General features: G+C 66.5%; 14 protein-coding genes. 2 read left to right on the top strand and 12 right to left on the bottom strand.

Annotation, left to right across the window (positions count from 1 at the left end; all coding sequences use genetic code 11):
* Nucleotides 1-297: 297 nt before the first annotated feature.
* The 6 genes from AC6CHY_RS12620 to thrS form a co-directional block, all read right to left on the bottom strand.
* Nucleotides 298-639 carry a hypothetical protein gene (locus AC6CHY_RS12620; protein WP_217387882.1) on the bottom strand — a complete coding sequence of 114 codons (342 nt, stop codon included), beginning with the start codon at nt 637-639 and terminating at the stop codon, nt 298-300.
* Between the two features lie 659 nt (nt 640-1,298).
* A complete protein-coding gene (locus AC6CHY_RS12615; RefSeq protein ID WP_217387881.1) occupies nt 1,299-1,733 on the bottom strand; it encodes a hypothetical protein in 435 nt (144 codons plus the stop codon).
* The gene (locus AC6CHY_RS12610) at nt 1,727-7,138 is read right to left on the bottom strand and encodes a DUF6531 domain-containing protein (RefSeq protein WP_498226937.1); all 5,412 of its coding nucleotides are present in this window, start codon (nt 7,136-7,138) and stop codon (nt 1,727-1,729) included. The genes AC6CHY_RS12615 and AC6CHY_RS12610 overlap by 7 nt, the downstream gene beginning before the upstream one ends.
* A 974-nt stretch (nt 7,139-8,112) precedes the next feature.
* Nucleotides 8,113-9,027, bottom strand: coding sequence for a pyridoxal 5'-phosphate synthase lyase subunit PdxS (gene pdxS, locus AC6CHY_RS12605; protein WP_217387879.1), 915 nt, complete (start codon nt 9,025-9,027; stop codon nt 8,113-8,115).
* A 472-nt stretch (nt 9,028-9,499) separates the two neighbouring features.
* On the bottom strand, nt 9,500-10,108 hold the full coding sequence (locus tag AC6CHY_RS12600) for an HIT family protein (RefSeq protein ID WP_217387878.1): 609 nt from the start codon (nt 10,106-10,108) through the stop codon (nt 9,500-9,502).
* A 5-nt stretch (nt 10,109-10,113) separates the two neighbouring features.
* Nucleotides 10,114-12,117, bottom strand: a complete 2,004-nt coding sequence (gene thrS, locus AC6CHY_RS12595; RefSeq protein ID WP_217387877.1) for a threonine--tRNA ligase — start codon at nt 12,115-12,117, stop codon at nt 10,114-10,116.
* Between the two features lie 203 nt (nt 12,118-12,320).
* Between thrS and AC6CHY_RS12590 the strand changes: the two genes are divergently transcribed.
* On the top strand, nt 12,321-12,602 hold the full coding sequence (locus tag AC6CHY_RS12590; RefSeq protein WP_498226936.1) for a carboxymuconolactone decarboxylase family protein: 282 nt from the start codon (nt 12,321-12,323) through the stop codon (nt 12,600-12,602).
* Between the two features lie 72 nt (nt 12,603-12,674).
* On the opposite strand, the gene AC6CHY_RS12585 is transcribed toward AC6CHY_RS12590, so the two are convergent.
* The 3 genes from AC6CHY_RS12585 to AC6CHY_RS12575 form a co-directional block, all read right to left on the bottom strand.
* Complete coding sequence (locus tag AC6CHY_RS12585; RefSeq protein WP_498226935.1) at nt 12,675-13,871, bottom strand: type II toxin-antitoxin system HipA family toxin; 1,197 nt, start codon at nt 13,869-13,871, stop codon at nt 12,675-12,677.
* Nucleotides 13,868-14,068, bottom strand: a complete 201-nt coding sequence (locus AC6CHY_RS12580; RefSeq protein ID WP_217387874.1) for a helix-turn-helix transcriptional regulator — start codon at nt 14,066-14,068, stop codon at nt 13,868-13,870. Before AC6CHY_RS12580 ends, AC6CHY_RS12585 begins: the two co-directional genes overlap by 4 nt.
* Nucleotides 14,069-14,228: 160 nt before the next feature.
* Complete coding sequence (locus AC6CHY_RS12575) at nt 14,229-14,606, bottom strand: glyoxalase superfamily protein (protein ID WP_217387873.1); 378 nt, start codon at nt 14,604-14,606, stop codon at nt 14,229-14,231.
* Nucleotides 14,607-14,742: 136 nt separating this feature from the next.
* Here AC6CHY_RS12575 and AC6CHY_RS12570 point away from each other — a divergent pair, with 136 nt between their 5' ends.
* Nucleotides 14,743-15,852 carry an ATP-binding protein gene (locus AC6CHY_RS12570; RefSeq protein WP_498226934.1) on the top strand — a complete coding sequence of 370 codons (1,110 nt, stop codon included), beginning with the start codon at nt 14,743-14,745 and terminating at the stop codon, nt 15,850-15,852.
* Between the two features lie 24 nt (nt 15,853-15,876).
* On the opposite strand, the gene AC6CHY_RS12565 is transcribed toward AC6CHY_RS12570, so the two are convergent.
* The 3 genes from AC6CHY_RS12565 to AC6CHY_RS12555 form a co-directional block, all read right to left on the bottom strand.
* A complete protein-coding gene (locus AC6CHY_RS12565; protein ID WP_498226932.1) occupies nt 15,877-19,449 on the bottom strand; it encodes a DNA polymerase III subunit alpha in 3,573 nt (1,190 codons plus the stop codon).
* A 266-nt stretch (nt 19,450-19,715) separates the two neighbouring features.
* Nucleotides 19,716-21,080, bottom strand: coding sequence for a dihydrolipoyl dehydrogenase family protein (locus tag AC6CHY_RS12560; RefSeq protein ID WP_498226931.1), 1,365 nt, complete (start codon nt 21,078-21,080; stop codon nt 19,716-19,718).
* 141 nt (nt 21,081-21,221) lie between these two features.
* Complete coding sequence (locus AC6CHY_RS12555; RefSeq protein ID WP_217387869.1) at nt 21,222-21,533, bottom strand: hypothetical protein; 312 nt, start codon at nt 21,531-21,533, stop codon at nt 21,222-21,224.
* Nucleotides 21,534-21,722: the final 189 nt, after the last annotated feature.

Genomic DNA, 21,722 nt, shown 5'->3' with positions numbered 1-21,722 from the left:
CCTACCTCAGCATCGGCGGCGACGGGGCTGCCCGATTAATTGGACCACGTCGGCAACTGCGAAAAGGCCTCGAAGGAATCGCTCTCCTTCTTGCCGCAAGAAAGCGCCTTCACAACAAGGCCTGGGGCACTCGCGAGCAATTTTGCGAATAGCATTCGTATACCAAATGACCGGACCTTCCACCTCAGCATCCGCAATTGTGCCATGAACGGTTGGTCCCAATAAATATCGAGTCTTGAAGAACCGAGAACCCTTCCGTCGCGGCCGAACCGAAGCTGCCACCTATCCGTTCAAGCGTTAAGAAACAAAAAACACCGGACCCGATTTTCCGAATTTACGTTCCTCAGAGATTCCGTCATGCGGCCACCAGGAAAATGATCGATACCTGTCTAGTTTCAAAGCAGGAAACTTTTCAAAGCCCGTCTTGACAATATCCAAGTCGCCTTGAAAAATCAGCTGTCGCCCGCCTTCAAGCTCAATCCTCAGACCATTTGCCGTATCTTCAGCAAGCGTTAGTGAAAAGAGCGAATCGAAAGGTCGCCCGTACCAACCGTCCGGCAGGACCAAACTGGCTCTTCTATGCTTCGAAAAGTAGCCCTCAACCTTTTTGGCTGGTGATCTTAAAATCATCGTACGCACCGAGTCGTCAGGAACTGTACCGTCAATGTACAGATGGTCATCCCCTCTCTGCAGGGTGTTCTCGTCGTCTCATTTCTTGGTTATCGCCCGGATTCATGGTGCACGATGCACACCTCGCTACAGCTCCCGAAATGACCACACCGAAACGCTCCATCCAATTGATCCGGCAATTGACATTGCCGCCTTGGAAATCTTCCCGACTTGAAACTCATAACGACTATCAGGCTCGAGATTCTCTGCCACGGATTTCCAATTTTCGAATGTCACTCCGTCCGAGAATCTAAGTTGGCCACACTCTTGTGTGTTGATTAGGATGGAAGTTCCTGTGCGAGGACCGACCTCTTCTTCGACACTGGAAACGGTGCACACTATAGAGTCCAGATTATTCCGGTCATACGCGAATAATGCCGGCAATCCCACTATAATTAATAGTCCAAGAAGTACGATCATTCCCAAAATCGAGAAGAACGTTATCTTGCTCTTCACACTTGGTCGCTCACGGCGTCTGGAAGGGTTGACCACTTTCCCTCATTTCGTAAAAACCATCTTGAAGTAAACCGGGCATCGACCTGATTCTGCGATACGCCATCAAGGAAGGGTCTTGGGGTGAGCCGAGTTACTTGGGTTCAAACCACCGAGGTCCGGACCCCCGAATCATTTCACCCCGCGAGATATCCCCCCTCGACGAGAATCCCTTCCGCAAAAACGAAATGATAATAAACACATACAGCCACGAAGACCGGTCCAATTATATACAAGGCGATCCTCGACCCTTTCCGCATATTATTCGAGTCAGGTTTATTTCCCGTTCTCCACAGAAGGACAAGAACGGCCGGGGACATAATCAAAGCAATAGGCATGGGAATTCCGCTTCCACTGCGATCATATTTTCCCTCGTAAGGCATTCTGGTGTCCAAGGGCACGTTCATGAAAACGAAAATTGCGGCGATTACGCACACAACAAAAGCGGCTACACAAATAATTTGGAAAAATTTCGAGGCTTTCCTTCCAAGTAGTAGATCCTGCTCACTGAATTCAGTATCCGGATCCTGGTTACCCGCACCCACACCATCACCATCATTTTGTGCTACCACGGCTCTACTCCTGTCCCTCTCTCAATAACTTCTCCACCCACGAATTTCGCGCTTTCAACAATAGCGCCCGCGTGGGCGCCACCGTACGCAGCAAAGGAGTGCGTCATCCAACTCGGGTTCGAGCCCAAAATCGGGCCCATATCTGAAGCGCCCGGGAACCGTGAAAGAAGGAGTCCACCAGCAATGTCGTAACCTTGTTCCATCCCGTCGTAATCTTCCCCCGTAATGGCATGGTCGAGGTACCCGCCGGCCCAGCTTCCCCCTCCGCCCGCAACGTATTGGGCAGCGCGCAGGATTCGACCTGTTGCGCGAGGGAAGAGATACCCGCCTTGGCCAGCGACTACACCGCCGAGGAACCCGCCGGCAGCGGCTCCCAAACCGCCCCGCGTCGACCAATCATTTCGAGGCGTGGTCCCGTAATACATTCCCGTGTTGACCGCACCTCCGCCGATGCCGTTGGACACCGCAGACCTGACCATCTGCCGTCCCGGCAACCTCGCGATGTAGCTCCCAGCACGCGTGCTGACACGGGAGACCCCCGAAGCCACCGCAGAACCAGCCCGCGAGGCAGCCGCCGAGACGGCCGAACCCGCCCGGCTTGCCCCCGAAACAGCTGCGGAGCCGATGCGGCCCGCAGCCGGCAGCAACCGCGAGGTCACCGCGGTTCCGGCACGTCCGACTCCGGAAGCGACAAGGCCACCCACCCGTCCGGCCAAAGGACCGGCAACCAGCCCGACAGCTCCCGTCAGGGCCACCTGCCCCCAGTTCACATCGCCGGTCGTGGCCTTCTGAATGATCGTGTCCGCACCGGCACCGATCAGCATCATCCCCACCGGCCCGCCAACACCGGTGACCATGAGCGCGCCGCCGGCAACCACCATCGCACCCCCGGCGACATACTCCCAGTTGTCCTTAGTCCAATCGACCACCGCGGAAAACGCCCCACCGCCGACCGATCCGTCGTAGGCCTTGAGATCCTCGTCCGTCAGCGGACTCAGCCCCGTCGGATCCGTCGCATTCAGCGGATTATTGCCCGCATAGGCATACGGGTTGCCATCCCACCCCGCACCCAGGACCGGCGCCAAGGGATCGGTCGACAGGAACCCGCGAACGGACGGGTCATACGCACGCGCCCCCAGCCACTCCAGCCCCGCAACCTCCAGCCCGCCACCACCGGTCAGGCCGACACCCGCCGGCAACACACCGACAGGCCCCTCGCCACCAGGCGTCGCACCCAATAGGTAAGGGGCACCGATGACGGCCCACGGATCGAGCTGATCCGTCGGACGCGCCGCACGCCACCCAGCGCTCGCCCACCCATCACTGAGACCGGTCACACCGCCCGGCAAGGATAGAACCTGCCCGCCGCCGATCCCGGCCAACGTCGGAACCGGGTTCGCCGTATCCCACCAGAGCTCGGCACCGTCGACACCTGCCAGCTCACCCAGGGCATCGACCCACAAGTTGTGCCGGGAGACCTCACCACCCTCCGGGGTACGCACGGTCGATCCCGCCAGGGAACCATTTGAACCCCAGGCATACTCCGTCCACGACCCATCCGGGGCGATCAACCGACTCCGCCGGCCCAACCCGTCATACACGTACTCGACACGGGCACCGTCGGGCTCCGTCACCGCGAGCAACTGTCCCGCAATGTCGTACTCATACACCCGCACGCCATCCGGCGTAGTCTCGCGCAGCAGGCGGCCGCCGGCGTCGTATTCCCACCCCGAGTGCGTGCCGGCGCCACCAGCCCGCGTGGTGGCAGCGGTGACCATCTGCCCGGCGCCGTCGTACCCGTACCGGGTCACCGCCCCGGCACGCGTCAGTCCCGTGATCCGGCCCTCGGCATCCCGGCCGATCAGCGTCACATCCGTTGCGCCAGCACCGCTGCGATCAGACCGGCTGTGCTCGGCCAGGTATCCATGCCGGTAGACCCATTCCTGCACCAGGTCCCCCACCGTCGCGCATGTGATGCGCCCGGATGCATCGTGGGCGAACACCGCCGGGCCCAACAGGGAGTTCTCCACGGCAACCACCTGGCCGGCGGCATCACGTATGTACGCAGTGACCGTCCCCTGGGCGTCGGTGAACCGGACGCGGTTCCCATCCGCGTCGTACTCCCACGACAGGCCCGCCCCACCACGGGTTCGGCCCGTCAGCAGCCCCCGCCGGTCGAACGACAACTCCTGCTCGACCGCCAGCCCGTCCGGGCCCGAATAATCGGTGACCACCAAGCGGCGGCGGACCAGGTCCCGCTCGAGCGCGGAAACAAGCTCCCCGTCCACCGAGACGGAAACCTCACGCCCGGCGGCATCGTAGGCCCAGGACGTGGTTTGCCCGTCCGGGTCCGTCCGGGTCAGCTGCCGCCCCGCGGGATCATATGTCGCGGTGGTGACCCTCCCCAGCGGATCGGTCACCGACTCCACCTGGTCCGTGTCCGTATAGGTGTGCGTCACCACCCCGCCCACCGGATCGGTGACCCGCGCCAAACGCCCGCGCACGTCGTACTCGAAGCGGGTTCGCCCACCCACGCCGTTGACGGTCTCGGTCAGCTCCCCCGCCACGTTGTACTTGAAGCGGCGCGTGCCGTGCCAGGCATCCTGCGAAAACGTCAGCCGCCCGGCCTTGTCGTATGCGTACCGGGACACGCCCCGCCCGGGATTGCGGTGCAGCAAGAGTCGTCCGCACGGATCGTACTCGAACCTCTCCACCTCACCGGTGGGCAGCGTGCGGGCGGCGACGCGCTGGTCGGCGTCGTAGGCCAACTCGGTGACGGCACCCAACGGGTCCGTGGTCCGCCACGGCCGACCACACACGTCATACTCGTACCGGGTCACCGCGCCCGTCGGGGAGGTGACCGAGGTGATCTTCCCGGCCACGTCGCGGCCCAACACCGTCAGCCCGCCCTCGCCGTCGACAAGCTCGACCGGGTTCCCCGCCGCGTCATAGGAGATGAGCTCCGCTGAGCCGTCCTCGGCCTCCACGCGCAGGGGGCGGCCGTACTCGTCAAAGCGAATGGTCGAGGAGGCAAACGCCTCCGACAGCTTCGCCGTGCCGGTCTTGCGGTCGGTGCTGGAATCCGTGCGGACGCCCGTCGGGTCAACGACCGCGCTCAAATTGCCGAGAGAGTCGTATTCCCGCGCCCAGTCATGGCCGGCGGGATCCTTGATGCCGACCAGGCGGGAAAGATCGTCATGGACAAAGCCCCACCGGGCACCGTCCGGCAACACCGTGCCGGTCACGTTGCCCAGCTCGTCGAAGATCCGCTCGACACTTCGTCCCAACGGGTCCACCGTCCGGGCCAGTTCGCCGTTGGCAGCGTACTGAAGCTCGGTCCGCCCGCCATCGGGGGCGACGGAGGCGGTGATCCGCCCCGCCTGGTCGTGTTCGAAGGCCCAGACGCCGCCGTCCGGGTTCTCGCGACGCACCAAGGCACCCGATGCGTCGTAGGCGAAACGGGTCTGCGCGCCGGAGGGGCTGATCGCCGCGACGGGACGGCCCGCGCCGTCGCGCACGATTCGCGCGACATCGCCGAGCGCGTTGCGGGTCGCGACGAGGTCGCCGAACCCGTCGTACTCGAACCCGATCTCGACCCCGACCGGGTCGATGACCCGGGCCAGCAGCCCGTTGCGCCAGTCAAGCTCGGTGCGCCCGCCCAACGGGTCGATCATCGCCGACGGATCGCGGCTGATGTCGTCGGCATATTCGTACGCCACCACGGCCCCGGATGCCGTCACCAGGGTGGTGATCCGGTCCTGTCCGTCCCACCCGTAGGTGAGGTCGGCACCCTCCGGAGTCACGGTCCGGATCCGCCGGCCCCTCTCGTCGTAGGCGTGGACCGTGACCGACCAGTCGCGCTCGGTGAAGGAGACGAGGTTCCCGTGGGTGTCATACGCCATGGACTGGCGCCGGTCATCGCTGTCCAGGACGCCAACCAACCGGCCCCTGGCGTCGGCGATCCACGCGTTCGAACGCGACCCGTCCTCGTCCGAGACGGCCGTGACGCGGCCGGGCAGGTACGCGAAGCGCGTCCTGCGCCCGTGCTGGGTCACCTGCAGGGCAACCCTGCCGTGCTCGTCATAGGTGTTCTCTGCCTCGAGGACGCCCGCGGCCGAAACCACGGCGTCGATCAGGCCTTGGTCGTTCCATCGGTACGTGCGTGCGCCCAGCTCCGTTGCCACGGACGTCAACCGGCCGGCGGAGTCGTACCCGTACTCGACGCGCCGCCCGTCCGAGGCCCTCACCACGGCGACAAGGCCGTCGGCATAGTCGATCTCGAGGAACCTGCCCCGCACGTGCGCCAGCTGCGTCACCTGCCCGGCACCGACGTCCTCGGCGGTCCGGTCCCGGTGGACGGACACGGTGCGGCCCTGCCCGGCTCCGGCCCCGACCCAGACACCGGCCAGCGTGTACGCCCACCATGCGCCCCGGTTATCCCGGATGACCAACAGCTCGGAGGTTCCCTCCCGCAGGGAATCCAGCTCCGCCAGGCCGCCCGCCGCGGCGGACTCGCGGGCCAGCCAGTAGTTCTCGCCCACGCAGCGACCATGCCCGGCCCCTTCGCGCGGGAAATCCACGGCACGGCCATCGGCCATCACCCAACGGCATCCCTCGTCGCTGAACGTCAGCTGCTGGTCCAGCACCGAGGCCCAGCCCGGGCCGAACACCCCAGGGTCCTCCAAGGCCGAAGGCAGCGAGTTGTACATCCGGGTGAAGTCCAGTAGCGAGGCCATGCCCATGAAGGACAGGTCGGTTTCCGGCTCGATGAAGTTTCCCGTCGCCGTGTTCACCGGGTCGTTGGCGAACCCGGTCGTGGGGATCGCTCCCGCGGCCGTCGGCGGATCGACCTGAAGAACGGCACGTGAGGCATCGACCCCGGCGGCGGCAAGGGCCTGCGCCAAGGCGGCATACGAGACGCTTGATACGGCGGCGTCACCGCCGGCGGCCTCGAATGCGTCGGCAACCACCGAGGCCCACATCGCGTCCGCCTCGTTGGCCCTCAGATACTCGCGGTACCCGCGCATCAGGCCCGACGCCTCGATCTTCCCCCAAGTACATGTCGATGCGAAGTCGGCCAGCGCGCGCTCGAGCCTCCCCGGTTCACCCTCCAGCGAATCGTTCAAGCCACGCGAACCCCTGACGAAGGAACGCAAATCGGAAGGCCTTGCCGACGACACCCCACCGGAAGAGCCGCCGGATCCGGGCGCGGGATTCTGCCGCTGCCCCGTGCTTGCCTCCGCCGGAGGGAATGTCGGGGACGCCCCCGCAGCCATCGCCGGGCGCGGTTCCTCACCGACGAACCAGTCCCAGCCCTTCTCCAGGATGTTCCTGTCGTTGTGCTGGCGCACCCACTCGTTGTTCGTCCTGGGCCGGGCGTCTTCTTCACGCGCAGCCTCAGTCATCTGACGTACAAAGCCGGCGACCTGCCGCAACGCCTGCGCCAACACCCGCGCGTCGCCGGCCGCCGTGGCCGCGTTGGCCTCGAAAATTTGGGAAAAATGCCCCCTGAAGTCCTGCCCCGCCGATGACGCGTGCGACGCCCGGGCTCCGGCCTGCCCTTCGATCCTGGACGCTGCGAAGTCGAATCCCAATGACGCCGACATAGCCGCCAAATAGTCATAACGGCCGCCGTCGGAAGCATCCGAGTTCGGCAGCAACATTGGAAGGAAGCGGCTGACGTGACCGATTCTGTCCGGAGACCTCGTCGCCGTCGATGTTTCTAGCATCCTTGCGACCCGGATGATGCTGAGGCACCCATCGTTACTGTGTTGCGTATAGGGCGGTCGCCGTCGAGACCGCGACGTTAAGCGAGTCGACGCCACCAATCATCGGTCTTCCTAACTCGGAGATCGACTGCCGTTGAGGTCCCAGTCAACAGCTCGTTTCCCTCGCGGCTGGGGTGACAGCGCGCTCAAGGTTCGCATGGGCAGGGCTGGGCTCTCCCAAACTCAGCACCAGAAGCGGCGATGCGCTAGCGGAAGCCCGACTTGAACCTCACCGCGGTGATCACGACCCAGAAAGAGGCACAGACACCTACAAACCCCTTAGTCCCCTCCGTCGGGCGGACAGAGTCATCCCCAGGTGCGACGGACGGGCAGCTTCAGTGACGCGTGCTGGGCCGCCCAAGGCGCGCCGCCGCTCGGGCAGCCCCGGAGTATGGAACAGCTGCGCCGGACCAGGCATCGACGGCGCTCCGTTCCGTGGAGGTGCGGTATTCGAGGGATTGACAAAGAGAACGGCACCGGGGCGCGATGGAAAAGTCCAACGGGCCCCGGTGCCGTGCTCCGGGATGAATCGACCGCCCGCCGCGGGAGCGAAGGGCGCGGATCACCGCTTGCGCTCCTACCTGAGGAAGAAGCGGGCGACCGTCCGGTCGCTACCAGCCGCGCTCGGCCAGGCGGTGCGGTGCCGGGATGTCGGCGACGTTGATGCCGACCATGGCCTCGCCCAGGCCGCGGGAGATCTTCGCCAACTCGTCCGGGTCGTTGTAGAAGGTGGTGGCCTTGACCACGGCGGCTGCACGTTGTGCCGGGTTGCCGGACTTGAAGATTCCCGAGCCCACAAACACGCCGTCGGCGCCCAGCTGCATCATCATGGCCGCGTCGGCAGGGGTGGCGATGCCGCCGGCGGTGAAGAGCACGACCGGCAGCTTGCCGGTGGCCGCGATTTCCTTGACCAGCTCGTACGGGGCCTGCAGTTCCTTGGCCGCCACGTACAGCTCGTCCTTCGGAAGGGCCGCGAGCTTGGCGATCTCGGCGCGGATCTTGCGCATGTGCCCAGTGGCGTTGGAGACGTCGCCGGTGCCGGCCTCGCCCTTGGAGCGGATCATGGCAGCACCCTCGTTGATGCGGCGCAGTGCCTCACCGAGGTTGGTGGCGCCGCAGACGAAGGGTACCTTGAACGGCCATTTGTCGATGTGGTGCTCGTAGTCGGCCGGGGACAAGACCTCGGACTCGTCGATGTAGTCGACACCCAGGGACTGAAGGATCTGCGCCTCGACGAAGTGGCCGATGCGGGCCTTGGCCATGACCGGGATCGACACGGCATCGATGATGCTGTCAATCATGTCCGGGTCGCTCATGCGCGAGACGCCGCCCTGGGCGCGGATATCGGCCGGGACGCGCTCGAGCGCCATGACGGCGACGGCGCCTGCGTCTTCGGCGATGCGGGCCTGTTCGGCGGTGACAACATCCATGATGACGCCGCCCTTGAGCATTTCCGCCATGCCGCGCTTGACGCGGTCGCTACCTACGGTAGTTGCGGGGGTCGAGACGCCTTCGTTTTCAGACACCTTGGTTTCCTTTCAATAAGGTGAGCAGTATGCGAATCATCGTAGGACGAGGACGTAACAAAGACCTCGGGCATGTCGTCACAATTCAAAACCGGTAGACAAGTCTCCTGGATTTTGGATGCTGCCCACCTTCAAGCAAAGCACCAAATACCGCTGGATCATAGGGTTTTGGCGGCGGGCCACAGGAAACCTGCCGAGCGCAAGCCCAAGTCCACTTCGGGGCGCCCGGCCCTGAATTCCCGCGGGGCGTTTCTCGCGGTCGGGATAGCTACCGGCGGGTTGCCGCGGCTGTTGGCGTGTCGCTGCCCGCCATGGGTGGGCCGGGGCAGCCGCGGAAGATTTCGTGACAGATTTCCGTCGGCACCCTTGAATCACCCGGTCCGGGCAGAGCGGCATTTTCCGCAGCGGGACTTAAATGAATGGACCGCCGCGCACACGCACGGCGGCCGATTCACGGGTTTCTCGTCGTCAGTTAGTCGATCTCAAGCCATCCGGCGGCAAGATCGTCGCGGATGTCGCTCAACGTGGCGGGGATCGCCTTGGTCTGGGCGATGATCGGGAAGAAGTTCCCGTCGCCGGCCCAGCGCGGCACGACATGCTGGTGCAGGTGCGCGGCGATGCCCGCTCCCCCGGTGACTCCCTGGTTCATGCCCAGGTTGAATCCGGTGGGACGCGACACGTGCCGCAGCACCCGCATGGACTTCTGCGCCAGGGCCGCCATCTCCGCGGTTTCCTCCTCGGTGATGTCCGTGTAGTCCGGAACGTGCCGGTACGGGCAGATGAGCAGGTGCCCCGGGTTGTAGGGGAAGAGGTTCAGGATCACATACGCCGTCTTGCCGCGGTGCAGGATCAACGCGTCCTCGTCGCTGCGGGTCGGCCCGACACAGAACGGGCAGGCCTCCTCGCCCTTGTCCCGGTTTTGGCCGGCCTTGATGTAGGCCATCCGGTAGGGAGTCCACAGGCGCTGGAAGGAATCGGGCACCCCGGCGATCTCGAAATCGTCGGTGATGGCCGCGTCCTGTTCCTCCTGCGAAATACCCTGCGGTGCTTCGATGGCGTGTTCGCGCGTGGACTCCCCCATGGACTCTAGGCTTCCCGGTTCTTCACCGCGGCGACGATGCGTGCCACAGCTTCGTCCACCGGCACGCCGTTGTCGGTGCTGCCGTCGCGGAAGCGGAAGGACACCGCACCGGCCTCGGCATCCTCGCCGCCGGCGATGAGCACGAACGGGATCTTGTCCTTGGACGCGGTGCGGATCTTCTTCGGGAAACGGTCCGAGGAGATGTCGGCCTCTGCCCGGATGCCCGCGGCCTTGAGCTTGTCGATCACGTCGAACATGTACTCGTTGAAGGCCTCGGCCACGGGGATGCCCACGACCTGGACCGGCGAAAGCCAGGCCGGGAAGGCGCCGGCGTAGTGCTCGGTGAGCACGCCCATGAAGCGCTCCACGGATCCGAAGAGGGCGCGGTGGATCATCACCGGGCGCTGGCGGGTGCCGTCGGCCGCCTGGTACTCGAGCTCGAAGCGCTCGGGCAGGTTGAAGTCCAGCTGGATGGTGGACATCTGCCAGGTGCGGCCCAGCGCGTCCTTGGCCTGCACGGAGATCTTCGGTCCGTAGAACGCCGCTCCCCCCGGATCCGGGACCAGTTCCAGGCCGGAGGCCTCGGCAACCTCGGACAACGTCCGGGTGGCTTCCTCCCAGATGGCGTCGTCGCCGACGAACTTCTCCGGGTTCTTGGTGGAGAGCTCCAGGTAGAAGTCATCCAGTCCGTAGTCCTTGAGCAGCCCCAGCACGAAGTTCAGCGTCTCGGTGAGCTCGTCCTTCATCTGCTCCTTGGTGCAGTAGATGTGGGCGTCGTCCTGTGTCATGCCGCGCACGCGGGTCAGGCCGTGGACCACGCCGGACTTCTCGTAGCGGTAGACCGAGCCGAATTCGAACAGGCGCAGCGGCAGTTCGCGGTAGGAGCGTCCGCGCGAGCGGAAGATCAGGTTGTGCATCGGGCAGTTCATCGGCTTGAGGTAGTAGTCCTGGCCGGGCTTGCGCACCGTGCCGTCCTCATTGAGCTCCGCGTCCACGTGCATCGGGGGGAACATGCCGTCGCGGTACCAGTCCAGGTGCCCGGAGACCTCGTAGAGGTGGCCCTTGGTGATGTGCGGGGTGTAGACGAACTCGTAGCCGGCCTCCACGTGGCGTGCACGCGAGTAGTCTTCCATTTCCTTGCGGATGATGCCGCCGCGCGGGTGGAACACCGGCAGGCCCGAACCCAGCTCGTCGGGGAAGGAGAAGAGGTCCAGCTCGACGCCGAGTTTGCGGTGGTCGCGGCGCTCGGCCTCGGCGATGCGCTCCTGGTAGGCCTTGAGGGCATCCTTGGTCGGCCAGGCCGTGCCGTAGATGCGCTGCAGCTGCTGGTTGTCCTGGTTGCCCAGCCAGTAGGCGGCCGAGGTGCGGGTCAGCGCGAAGGCGTTGGAGATCAACTTGGTGTTGGGCAGGTGCGGGCCGCGGCACAAATCGCACCACACGGTGTCGCCGGACTTGCGGTCGACGTTGTCGTAGATGGTGATTTCGCCGGCGCCGACCTCGACGTTGACGCCCTCGCCGGCGGAATCGGCCTCGTTGGCCTTGTTGAGCAGCTCGAGCTTGTACGGCTCGTTGGCCATGGCCTTGCGGGCCTCGTCCTCGGTGACGACGCGGCGGGCGAACTTCTGGTTCTGGTTGACGATCTTGAGCATCATCTTCTCGAGGGTCTTCAGGTCCTCGGGAGTGAACGGCTCGGCCACGTCGAAGTCGAAGTAGAAGCCGTCGGTGATGTACGGGCCGATGCCCAGCTTGGCGTCGGGGCGCAGCTGCTGCACGGCCTGGGCCATGACGTGCGCGGTGGAGTGGCGCAGGACCTCGAGCCCGGCGGGCGAATCGATGGTCACGCGCTCGACGGCGGTCCCGGCCTCCAGCGGGCGGGCCAAATCTCGCAGCACGCCGTCGACGTGCATGACAACGACCTCGCGGTCGTCAAAGTACAGCTCGGCCCCGGTAGTGCCGGCATTCACCTCGCGTTGTTCCCCATCGACGGTCAGTGTGATTTGCTCAAGCACTACGGCTCCTCGTTTCGTGGTTCGGCTTCATGGCTTGTGGCGTACGGTGGCCACAGCCAGCCACCACCCAGCTTAACCGACTTCCGAGCCTGCCAACCAATCCGCAACGTGGCTTGTCATGTCCCCTGCGCCATACGGCCCGTCGACATTCTGCCGCGGGCGCGGGGGCCTCGCAGCTCAACGGCTGCGCCTATTGCCTGCGCATGCACACCCGCGACGCACTCAAGCTCGGAGAGACGACCGACCGGCTGGCGGTGGTCGCGGCGTGGGCCGACTCCGAGTACTTCACTGCCGTGGAACGCGCGGCCCTGGCATTGTGCGAGTCCATCACCATGGTTTCGGTTGACCATGTCCCGCGCGGCGTCTACACGATGGCCTCCGCGGTGTTGTCCGACGAACAGATTTCCGCGGTCGCTTGGCTCAGCGCGGCCATCAACATGTTCAACCGGATCGCAATCACGTCCCGCTACCCGGTGAAGCCCTGATGCTTCCCGGACCAGGATCAAGACACTGAAGGCCCCGGCGGTTCATCAAGGCCAGGGACGATCGGGATTTCGCTATTGCTCGAGTTCGTGCCGGCGAAAGCGCAGTTCCCGCTCGGCGCCGCGCAACGGGGAGCCGTCAAAAGGCAACGCCGCCAGGTCGATGGCGGAGGCTGCTTTAAGCGCCAGGTGGCTGGCCGAGGCGGCCGCGCGCTGCGGCAGGCCCAGGGACGCGGCAAATTCCGCCCAATGCCTGGCCTTGAGGTTCTTGGTCTTTCCGGCGATCGGCAGCGCCATGGTGTCATCGCCGTAGAGCAGGGTGCACGGGACGTCGTACATCGGGGACATCTGGAAACCGCCGCCTTCGGTGCCGAGGACCGAGAGGTTCTTGGCATGGAGATCCCCGTTCCCGGTCAGCCAGGCAAAGAGGAACTGGAGGTAGAGGTTGCGGCTTGCCACCACGGGGGCGATGCACAGGCGCGCCAGGGCCATGGCCACTTCCTCGGAGGCGACGCCGTACTTGGCGGCCGGCGGCAGCCCCATCACCTGCGTCCCGTCTTCCAGCGGAAGGCGCCGCCACCGGCCGTCGGCGCCGGGTCTCCGGTCAAAACGGTCAATGAGCAATCCGGGCAGGTGGTTCCGGTCGTGGATGATCCGACCGGAGGCCACGGGGATCTTCAGGTTTTTTGCCCCGGCGAGGTGCGCCGCCTCGTTGTCCACCAGGTGCGGGTTCTCGGCCGGATCCAGTTTCAGCAGATACCGCTGGCCGCGCGTGGCCAGCGGGGTGGTGAGCATCGAGGCGCTGGCCTTGTCCTGCACCCCGGGCAGGCCGTGGCGGTCGACCGAATTCGCCAGGGAGGCGAAGTCGAGTTCGGCGGGGGTTGAGGCATCTGCCAAGACCTCGGGCTCGGAAGGGGGCTGGCCGGCGGGCACCACCTGCACGTCGCCCGGGACATCCGCCCCCACGGCCAACAGCAGGGTCAATTCGTCGTCGAAGCTGGTCTTGGCGGCGTTTTTGAGCACGGTCAACCGGTGCCCCTCAGGGAGCAGGCCCGCAAAGAATGCGGGCAGGGCACCATGGGGCGTTTCGACCGCCTCGGGCATGAGCGGCAGGGAAAATGCGACGGGCGCTTGCTTCTCGGCGAGGTACCGGGCGAGATAACTGAAACGAATGCCCCCGGTATCCAGCCGTGACAGCTCCCCCGCGAGGGTGCCGTTCTTGTAGACATCGGCCCGCCGGATGCGTTTGAGGCCCTGCAGGTCGAGGCTCACCGTGCGACACCGACCTTAAGCCCCAGCACGTCGAATACGGACACCACTGCACGCAGCGACGGGTTGCCGGTGGCGGTTTCCAGTGCGCGGACCGTCCGCTCGGAGACGCCTGCCAGATCTGCCAGGTCCCCTTGGGTCAGCCCTGCTTCCTTGCGGGCGCGACGGAGCTCCCGGGCGAGGGCCGAGACGGCGTCCATGTCACTCCTGTGGGCGGCAATATGCTGCCGCTATCGTGGTCTACCCTCACCATGATCCACGAATAACCCACATTCGGCAATATCCTGCCGAAAGAGGCTTATGGCACTCAAGTAATCCACACCCAGGCCCAATTCGGCAATTTATTGCCGGTTTCGGGCGTTACCCGTTGGGCCGGGTCGGCAGGTACTGCACCGCCCACTTGTTGCCGTCGGGATCGGCAAAGTAGACGAAATGGCCCCAGTCCAGCACCACCACGTCGCTGACGTCAACCCCGTTGGCCTTCAACTGGTCATGCGCCGCCTGGATGTCACTGACCACCATCTGCAGCATGGGCGCGGTCCCGGGAGCCGCGTCGACCAGGCCTTCGCCGATGGTGATTGAGCAGGCCGAGCCCGGCGGGGTCAGCTGGACGAAGCGAATCGAGTCGGTGGGCCGCTGGTCGTGGTCGGCATTGAAGCCCACCTTGTTGACGTAGAAATCCTTGGCGCGGTCCACATCGGACACGGGGACGAAGACTAGCTCCAATTTCCAATCCATGCTGCACACGCTAACGCCGCGGCCAAACCCGTGTAAAGGCTTGCGGGCGCGCAAGCGCCGCGAGCTGGTGTCCTGTGAATAGATGTGTAAAGTGTGAATAAATAGAGTTCACGCCAATTCACCGACAGGAAACCCGATGCCCGACAGGGAAAATCCGTTCCGCCCGACCTTCGGCAGGACTCCCCCGGAACTGATCGACCGCTCGGACACCTTGGAGGAGTTCGAATACGGCCTGCGCATCCGCTCCGGCGTGCTGGGCCTGCTCACGATCATCACCGGGGCCCGCGGCGTCGGGAAAACCGTCATGCTCAACGAGGCCCAGGGGCTGGCACAGGAACAGGGCTGGGCTGTCATCTCCGAGACGTCCACCCCCGGCTTCCTGGCCAGGATCGCCGATTCCGCACTCCTGGTCGACGAGGAGCTGGGCGACGGCCCTCCCCCGCGGAAGATCCTGGCGTTCACCGCTGCGGGATTCGGTGTCACCACGCAGCTTCCCCGGGAGCGCCAGGTCGAGTTCCGCAACCTCGGGGCCAAGCTCTTGCGCCGCCTGGACGAAAACGGCACCGGGCTGCTGATCACGCTGGATGAGATCCAGGATGCCGACCGCAGCGAATTGCTGCAACTGGCCGCCGTCATCCAGCACTGGGTGCGGGACGGGCTGCCCATCAGCTTCGTGTGCGCCGGGCTGCCGGCGGCGATCTCCGACATCCTCAACGAAGGCGTGGCCACGTTCCTGCGCCGGGCCGACAAGATCGACCTTCACTCCCTCGAGGTCCGCGACGTGAGGGATTCCTATGCCCGGCAATTCTCGGCGGCCGGGATCCGGCTTCCCGACGGGTTCCTGGAGGAGGCCGCCGAGGCGTCCTTCGGCTATCCGTTCCTCATCCAGCTGATCGGCTACTTCCTGTGGAAGGAAGCCGAGAGGGGCTCGGGCGTGGTTGACCGGGAGTCTGCGGACAAGGCCGTTGCCGCCGCCCTGAAGCGCAACATCCGCATGGTGGTCGGACCGGCCATCTCCAAGGCCTCCGACAGGGACATGGACTACCTTCGGGCGATGTCCCACGACAACGGCCCGTCAAGCACCGCCGCGGTGGCCGCGCGCATGAAGGCCTCCCTGCAGCTGGCCGCCAACTACCGCGCCCGCCTCATCGAGGCTGGGCTGATTGAGCCGGCCGGGCGCGGCGAGGTCAGGTACTCGATCCCCGGGTTGCGCGAGCACCTGCTCACCGGGGAACGCCTGGGCTAGCGAGCCAACGGGACCCGGCCGAGATCAGGCTCCCAGGTAGCCGCGGGTGTCCAGGTCCTCGTCGGCCATGAGCCTGGCCAGCGACTTGCCCTGGGCGGAGGGCACGGGCTTGGCGGCGGAGCTGCCGAAGGACTCGTTGCGCGCCCGGGCGGGGTCCGACAGATGGCCCGGCGCCGGAAGCGTGGATTTGGCCGAGAGGTCCCAGGCATCCAGCGCCTGGAGGCTGATGCCGCGGGGCCCGGTGCGGCGGGTGAGCCCGTGGATCAGCAGCAGCCGGGTGGAGAAGAGCAGCGGGCCGCAGCGCTGCTGGGCCTCGTGGAAGAACGTGGCATCGACGCAGCCGGTGCCGTCGTCCACCGAGATGAACACGACCCGGCGTCCGCCGCGCATCGGCGGGGTCTGCGTGGCTACCCGCACCCCCGCCACCAAGACCTCGGTGCCGTTGCGCATCCCCAGCAGGTCCTGCGCGCGCGAGACGCCCAGGGAGTCCAGCAGCGGCGCGTGGGATTCCATCAGGTGCGCGCTGACGTCGATGGACATCAGGTCCAGCTCGGTGCGCACCACCTCCTCCAGCGGGGTGTGCGCCGCACCGATGGCCATGTTGGAAAGCTCCACGTCCCCCAGCGGCAGGGCCAGCTGCCCGGGGATCGGCCGGTGGCGCTGCGCCGGCGCCTTGCCCGGCCGCGTGCGCAGGTGCTCGAGAAGGTCGGCGCGGTTTCCGCGCCCGATCCCCGCCTGCAGCGAGTCGAAGGCCCCCAGTGCGGCAAAGTGGTTCAGCGAGGTGCGGGTGAGCCCGGAGCGGGCGCGCACGTCGGCGATCGAGTCGTAGGGCTGCCCGGCGGCCACCCGGGCGACCTCGCGCTCGGAGACCGAACGGATCCCGCGCAGCGAGAGCCGGATCCCGTACCTGCCCGGGGGCGCGGACCCCGGGGCGCGCGGGACCACCGGCAGCCGCGCGGGAGGCAGCAGCCCGTCGAGCCGCTCCACCTTGTAGCCGGGCGCGGAGCGGTTGATGTCCAGCGGCAGGATTTCGATGCCCATGCGCCTGGCCTCGGCGACCAGCAGCCGCTTGGGGTACATGCCCGGGTCGTGTTCCCAGATCCCGGCCAGGAAGGCCTCCGGGTGGTGGGCCTTGAGCCAGGCCGAGTGGTAGGTGGGCACGGCGAAGGCGGCCCCGTGGGCCTTGCAGAACCCGAAGGAGCCGAAGGCCGCCAGCGTGTGCCAGACCTCGTCGATGACCTCCAGGGAGTAGCCGCGTGCCAGCGCCCGGGAGCGGAAGAGGCCCTCCACCGCCGGCTCGGCCTTCGGGTTGCCCAGCAGCCGGCGGTACACATCGGCCTTGGCCAGCCCGCAGCCGGTCATCACGTGGAAGATCCGCAGCACCTGCTCGTGGAAGACGGTGACCCCGTGGGTCTCGGCGAGCGCGGGCGCGAGGTCCGGGTGGGGGTATTTTTCGGGTGCGAAGCCGTGGCGGTTTTCCAGGTAGGGCTTGACCATGTTGGATTTCATGGGTCCGGGGCGGAAGAGGGAGATGTCGATGATGAGGTCGTTGAATTCGCGGGGGGCGAGCTTGCCGATGAGTTCGCGTTGCCCGGGTGATTCGATCTGGAAGCAGCCCAGGGTGTGGGTGGAGCGGATGAGCTCGAAGGTGGGTTCGTCGTCGAGCGGGACCAGGGCGAGGTCGATGGCGCCGCGGGGCCCGATGTAGCCGGGGATCTGCCCGGGAGCTTCCCCCCGGTGTCCCCCCGCCTTCGCGACGGCGTGTGCATCGGGGTGGATGCGGGCGATTTCCTCCAGCGCGTAGGTGATGGCCGATTGCATGCGCACCCCCAGCACGTCGAGCTTGAGCATGCCCATGGGGTCCATGTCGTGTTTGTCGAATTGGCTCATGGGCAGTCCCAGTCCGCTGGGCTCCATGGGGGTGCGGTCGCGCAGGGTGGCGTCGGAGAGGATGACTCCGCAGGGGTGCATGGAGATGTGCCGGGGCAGCCTGTCGAGGCGTTCGGTGAGGTCCACGAGCAGGTCGAGCTGCTTTTCGGTGCCGAGGCGGTCGGCGAAGGGGGCGAGTTCGGGTTTTTCCTCCAGGGCCTCGCGGAAGGACGAGGCGGAGAAGCGCCAGAGCTGCTTGGCGATCACGTCGATGTCCCCCTCCTCCATGCCCAGGGCCTGGCCGGCGTCGCGTACAGCCCCCCGGGCGCGGTAGCCGTTTTGCATGCTCATGAGGCTGACGCGCTCATGGCCGAAGCGCTCGAAGATCCGTTGGTAGATGTCGTGGCGCCTGGCGGATTCGACGTCGATGTCGATGTCGGGCAGGGTGGCGCGGTCGCGGGAGAGGAAGCGCTCGAAGAGCAGGTCGTGGGCCAGGGGGTTTACCTGGCTGATGCCGATGAGGTAGTTGACCAGGGAGGAGGCTCCGGACCCGCGGGCGGCGGAGCGCACCCCCATCCCGGTGATCATGGAGCTGACTTCGGCGACGGTGAGGAAGTAGGGGGCGAAGCCGAGGTCGGAGATGGTGGACAGTTCGGCCTGGAGGCGGTGGCGCAGCACGGTGTCGTGCGCCTGGTTCGGCAGCAGGCGGGTGATGCCGGCCTCGGCGCGGGCGGCCAGTTCGGTGTCGGGGTCCGCGGTGATGCCGATGATGTGGGCCTCGGGGACCACGGGGATGCCCCATCCCGTGTCGGCGACGGGGTCAAGGCGCGCCCAGTCGGCGAGCGCGGCGGTGTTGCGCAGCAGGGTGGCCGCCAGCGCGGAGTCGGAGGCGGCGCGGGCGATCTCGGCGGCGAGGTGGTGCATGTGCCCGGCGGGCTTGAGCCAGCCCTGCCCGTTGGGTTGGATGTCGTTGAGGGTTTCCAGGGAGCTCAGCGCCCGGGCGGAGTCCAGGACGTCGGCGGTGGCGGCCCCGTCGGGTTCCGCGTACCGGACGGCGTTGGTCAGCACGGGGGCGATGTCCAGGGAGTCGGCGCAGCGCAGCATGCGGATGGCGTGGGCGGTGCTGAGCCTGTCCCCGGGGTTGTTCAGGTGGGTGGCGATCTCCACCCTCAGGGCGTCGGGCCCCAGGAGGGTGCGCCAGGTGCGCAGTGCGGCGCGTGCCTGGGGGTAGTGGCGGTGTCCGGTGGCCAGGCCGATGTCGGAGCCCGGTCCCAGCAGGATGGTCAGCAGCGTTTCCCCCTGCGGGCCGAGCGCATGGGCGGCCAGGTCCTCGCGGGTGATGCCGACATGCCCCTTGTGCATCCCCGTGGCGGTGGTGTCCAGGTGGGCGGCGGTGACCAGGTGGCAGAGGGCGGCGTATCCGGCGCCCTTGGCGTGCCCCTTGGCCAGGGCGACGATGCGTCCCGCCGTGCGCATGGGGCGGGGCTTGCCGCCCACGGCGCGTGCGGGCGCGGGTTCAAGGATGGCCAGGTCCACCCCGAGGATGGGGTCGATTCCGTTCTCGATGCAGGACTTGAGGTGCTTGACGCTTCCGTAGAGTCCGTCGCGGTCGGTGATGGCCAGGGCGTCGGCGCCGTCGGCGAGCGCCGCGGCGACCAGGTCCCGGGGCCAGGACACCCCGTAGTGTGCGCTGAAGGCCGAGGCGACGTGCAGGTGGGTGAATCCCATGGCCGCTGTGCCTCCCTTGCCTTCCGCTTCCCGCTCCCCCTTGGGTCATGCGCTCCGGCGGGTGCCGGGGCGTGGCTTCGGGGCCCGGGCATCCTGTTGGAGCCGTGCCCGCGGGGGGGGATGACTCCATCATATTAGAACACGTGTTCTAATCAAGTCTTGCGGGACGGCAGGGCCGGCACCCCGCCCGGACGGAAGCGCGTATCCCGTCGCTGACCTGAGCCGGGACCCGTGTCGGTGAGAATGCCCACCCCACGCCCGGGCGGCTAGATCCCCTCGGTGGCCCCGAGCTTGTCGAGGGCCACCAGGTAGGCCTCGGAATAGCTGGGGAATTGCGGGACCATGTCGCGCAGGACCTTCAGCGGGGTCTCGCCCCTGATGGCCATGGATGCCAGGTGGATCCATTCGCTGGCCAGCGGGGCGATGGCCCAGGCCCCGACCAGGACCCTCCGGTGCCGGTCCACCAGGATCCCCAGGTCCCCGTGCGGGTCCTGTTCGTAGGTCCAGGGGCGGGCGATCGACTCGGGCAGGTTGACCCGGATGGAGACCGCGTCGATCCCGCGCCCCTCCGCCTGCTCGCGGGTCAGGCCCACGGCGGCGATTTCCGGGCTGGCGAACACCACGCGCGGGATCCCGTCGTAGCTCGCGCTCCGCTCCCTGCCCAGGATGCTGTCGGCGACGATGCGTCCCTGGTACTTGGCCACATGGGTGAAGGGCATGATCCCGGTGACGTCCCCGATGGCCCAGAGCCCCTCGGCGGCCCAGCAGTGCTCGTCCACCCTCACGTGCCCGCGCCCGTCGAGGGTCGCTCCGGCCCGCGCCACGTCCAGGCCTTCGGTGCGCGGGGTGCGGCCGGTGGCGAAGACGACGGCGTCGACGGCAACCTCCCCGCCCTCGCGCAGGGCAAGGATGCTGGTTCCGTCCTCCCCGCGCCGCCCTCGGGCCACGGAGCTGTTGGCCATGACCTTGACCCCGCGCTCGCGCAGGTGGGCCTCGGCGAGCGCCGAGACCTCGGGTTCCTCGCGGCCCAGGAGCCGGGCGCCGCGATTGAGCACGGTGACCTCGACCCCGAATCCGGACAGGAAGAATGCCGTCTCCAGGGCCACCGCGCTTCCGCCCACGATGGCCACCGACTTCGGCAGCGTGTCGAGCGTGTAGACCTCGCGATTGCCCCAGGCGGTGATCTCGTCCATTCCGGGGAATTCCGGAACCGCGGGCGAGGTCCCGGTGGCGATGATGATGTGGTGCGCCAGGTACTGGTTTCCGTTGGCCTCCACGTGGCCGGGGCCGGTGATGGCAGCCTTGCCGCGCACCACCGTCGCCCCGCGCTTGGCATACCCCTCGGCCTGGGCGCCGTCGTCGAGGTGCCGGGCCATGTAGTCGCGGTAGTCCCGCGCCTTCTCCCAGTCCAGGGCGCCCGCCGAGGCGCCGGCGGCCCCGTCGGCCTCGACGTTCACCTCGGGTCCCCGCAGGATGGTCTTGGAGGGGATGCAGGCCCAGTAGGCGCATTCCCCGCCGATGAGCTCGGATTCGAAGACCACGACCTTCTTGCCGGCACTCAGCAGCCGGTCGGCCGCGACCTCGCCGCCGGGTCCCATGCCGATGATCGCGGCATCGAATACTTCTTCCATGGAGCACTCCCGTGTTCGAGTTCCTCGCTGCCGTCATCCAGGCACCTTCCCCCCAGCCTTGCACCTCGCCCCTCCCGCGGCCAGTGCCGGGGGCGACGAGCCCGGCCCCCGGCCGGGCATCGGCGCCCCCGCAATTTCACGCTAGGCGCTCTCCCGGTAGGCCTCGGGCATGCGGATGATGCGCCAGCGGCCGGTCTCGACCTGGCGGGAAACCTCGAAGGTGCGCAGCGGCCCCACGCCGGCGAGCTTGACCTGCAATTGCCAGACCTCGTAGTCCACCAGCCCCGGGCCGCGCCCGCGTTCGGCGCGCAATTCCTCGGTCCACCACTTGCGCCGCTCGAACCAGCGCACCGGCTCGGCCGCCAGCTTGTATTCCCGGCCCTGCCAGCGCAGGCGGATCGGCACCCCCGCCGGCGTGCAGTCAACTTCGATCGACTGGGTAAAGATTCCCACTCGCCCACCATCCTTCCCCTCGCACCAACGCGCCCGTCGCCGCCAACCCCGGGAGGGCGTGCGGCGGCCGCGGGCCACACCCGTGCATCAACCATTTTATTAGAAACTTTGTTCTATACAAGGTGAGACTAGAACACGTGTGCGACGATTCGTTGTCTTGGTGCCCTGTTGCCGGGGTCTCACATGGGC

The organism is Paeniglutamicibacter sp. GQ140 (genome assembly GCF_059759235.1).
Note: the sequence above shows the minus strand (reverse complement) of the source record. Positions and strands in the feature narration are given on the sequence as shown.

Bases quoted from the DNA above. Each gene is read 5' to 3' on its own strand.
- AC6CHY_RS12560 (WP_498226931.1), bottom strand. From the start codon at position 21,080: ATGGAAGAAGTATTCGATGCCGCGATCATCGGCATGGGACCCGGCGGC.
- AC6CHY_RS12590 (WP_498226936.1), top strand. From the start codon at position 12,321: ATGCACACCCGCGACGCACTCAAGCTCGGAGAGACGACCGACCGGCTG.
- AC6CHY_RS12575 (WP_217387873.1), bottom strand. From the start codon at position 14,606: ATGGATTGGAAATTGGAGCTAGTCTTCGTCCCCGTGTCCGATGTGGAC.
- AC6CHY_RS12565 (WP_498226932.1), bottom strand. From the start codon at position 19,449: ATGGGATTCACCCACCTGCACGTCGCCTCGGCCTTCAGCGCACACTAC.
- AC6CHY_RS12570 (WP_498226934.1), top strand. From the start codon at position 14,743: ATGCCCGACAGGGAAAATCCGTTCCGCCCGACCTTCGGCAGGACTCCC.
- AC6CHY_RS12600 (WP_217387878.1), bottom strand. From the start codon at position 10,108: ATGGGGGAGTCCACGCGCGAACACGCCATCGAAGCACCGCAGGGTATT.
- AC6CHY_RS12580 (WP_217387874.1), bottom strand. From the start codon at position 14,068: ATGGACGCCGTCTCGGCCCTCGCCCGGGAGCTCCGTCGCGCCCGCAAG.
- AC6CHY_RS12610 (WP_498226937.1), bottom strand. From the start codon at position 7,138: ATGACTGAGGCTGCGCGTGAAGAAGACGCCCGGCCCAGGACGAACAAC.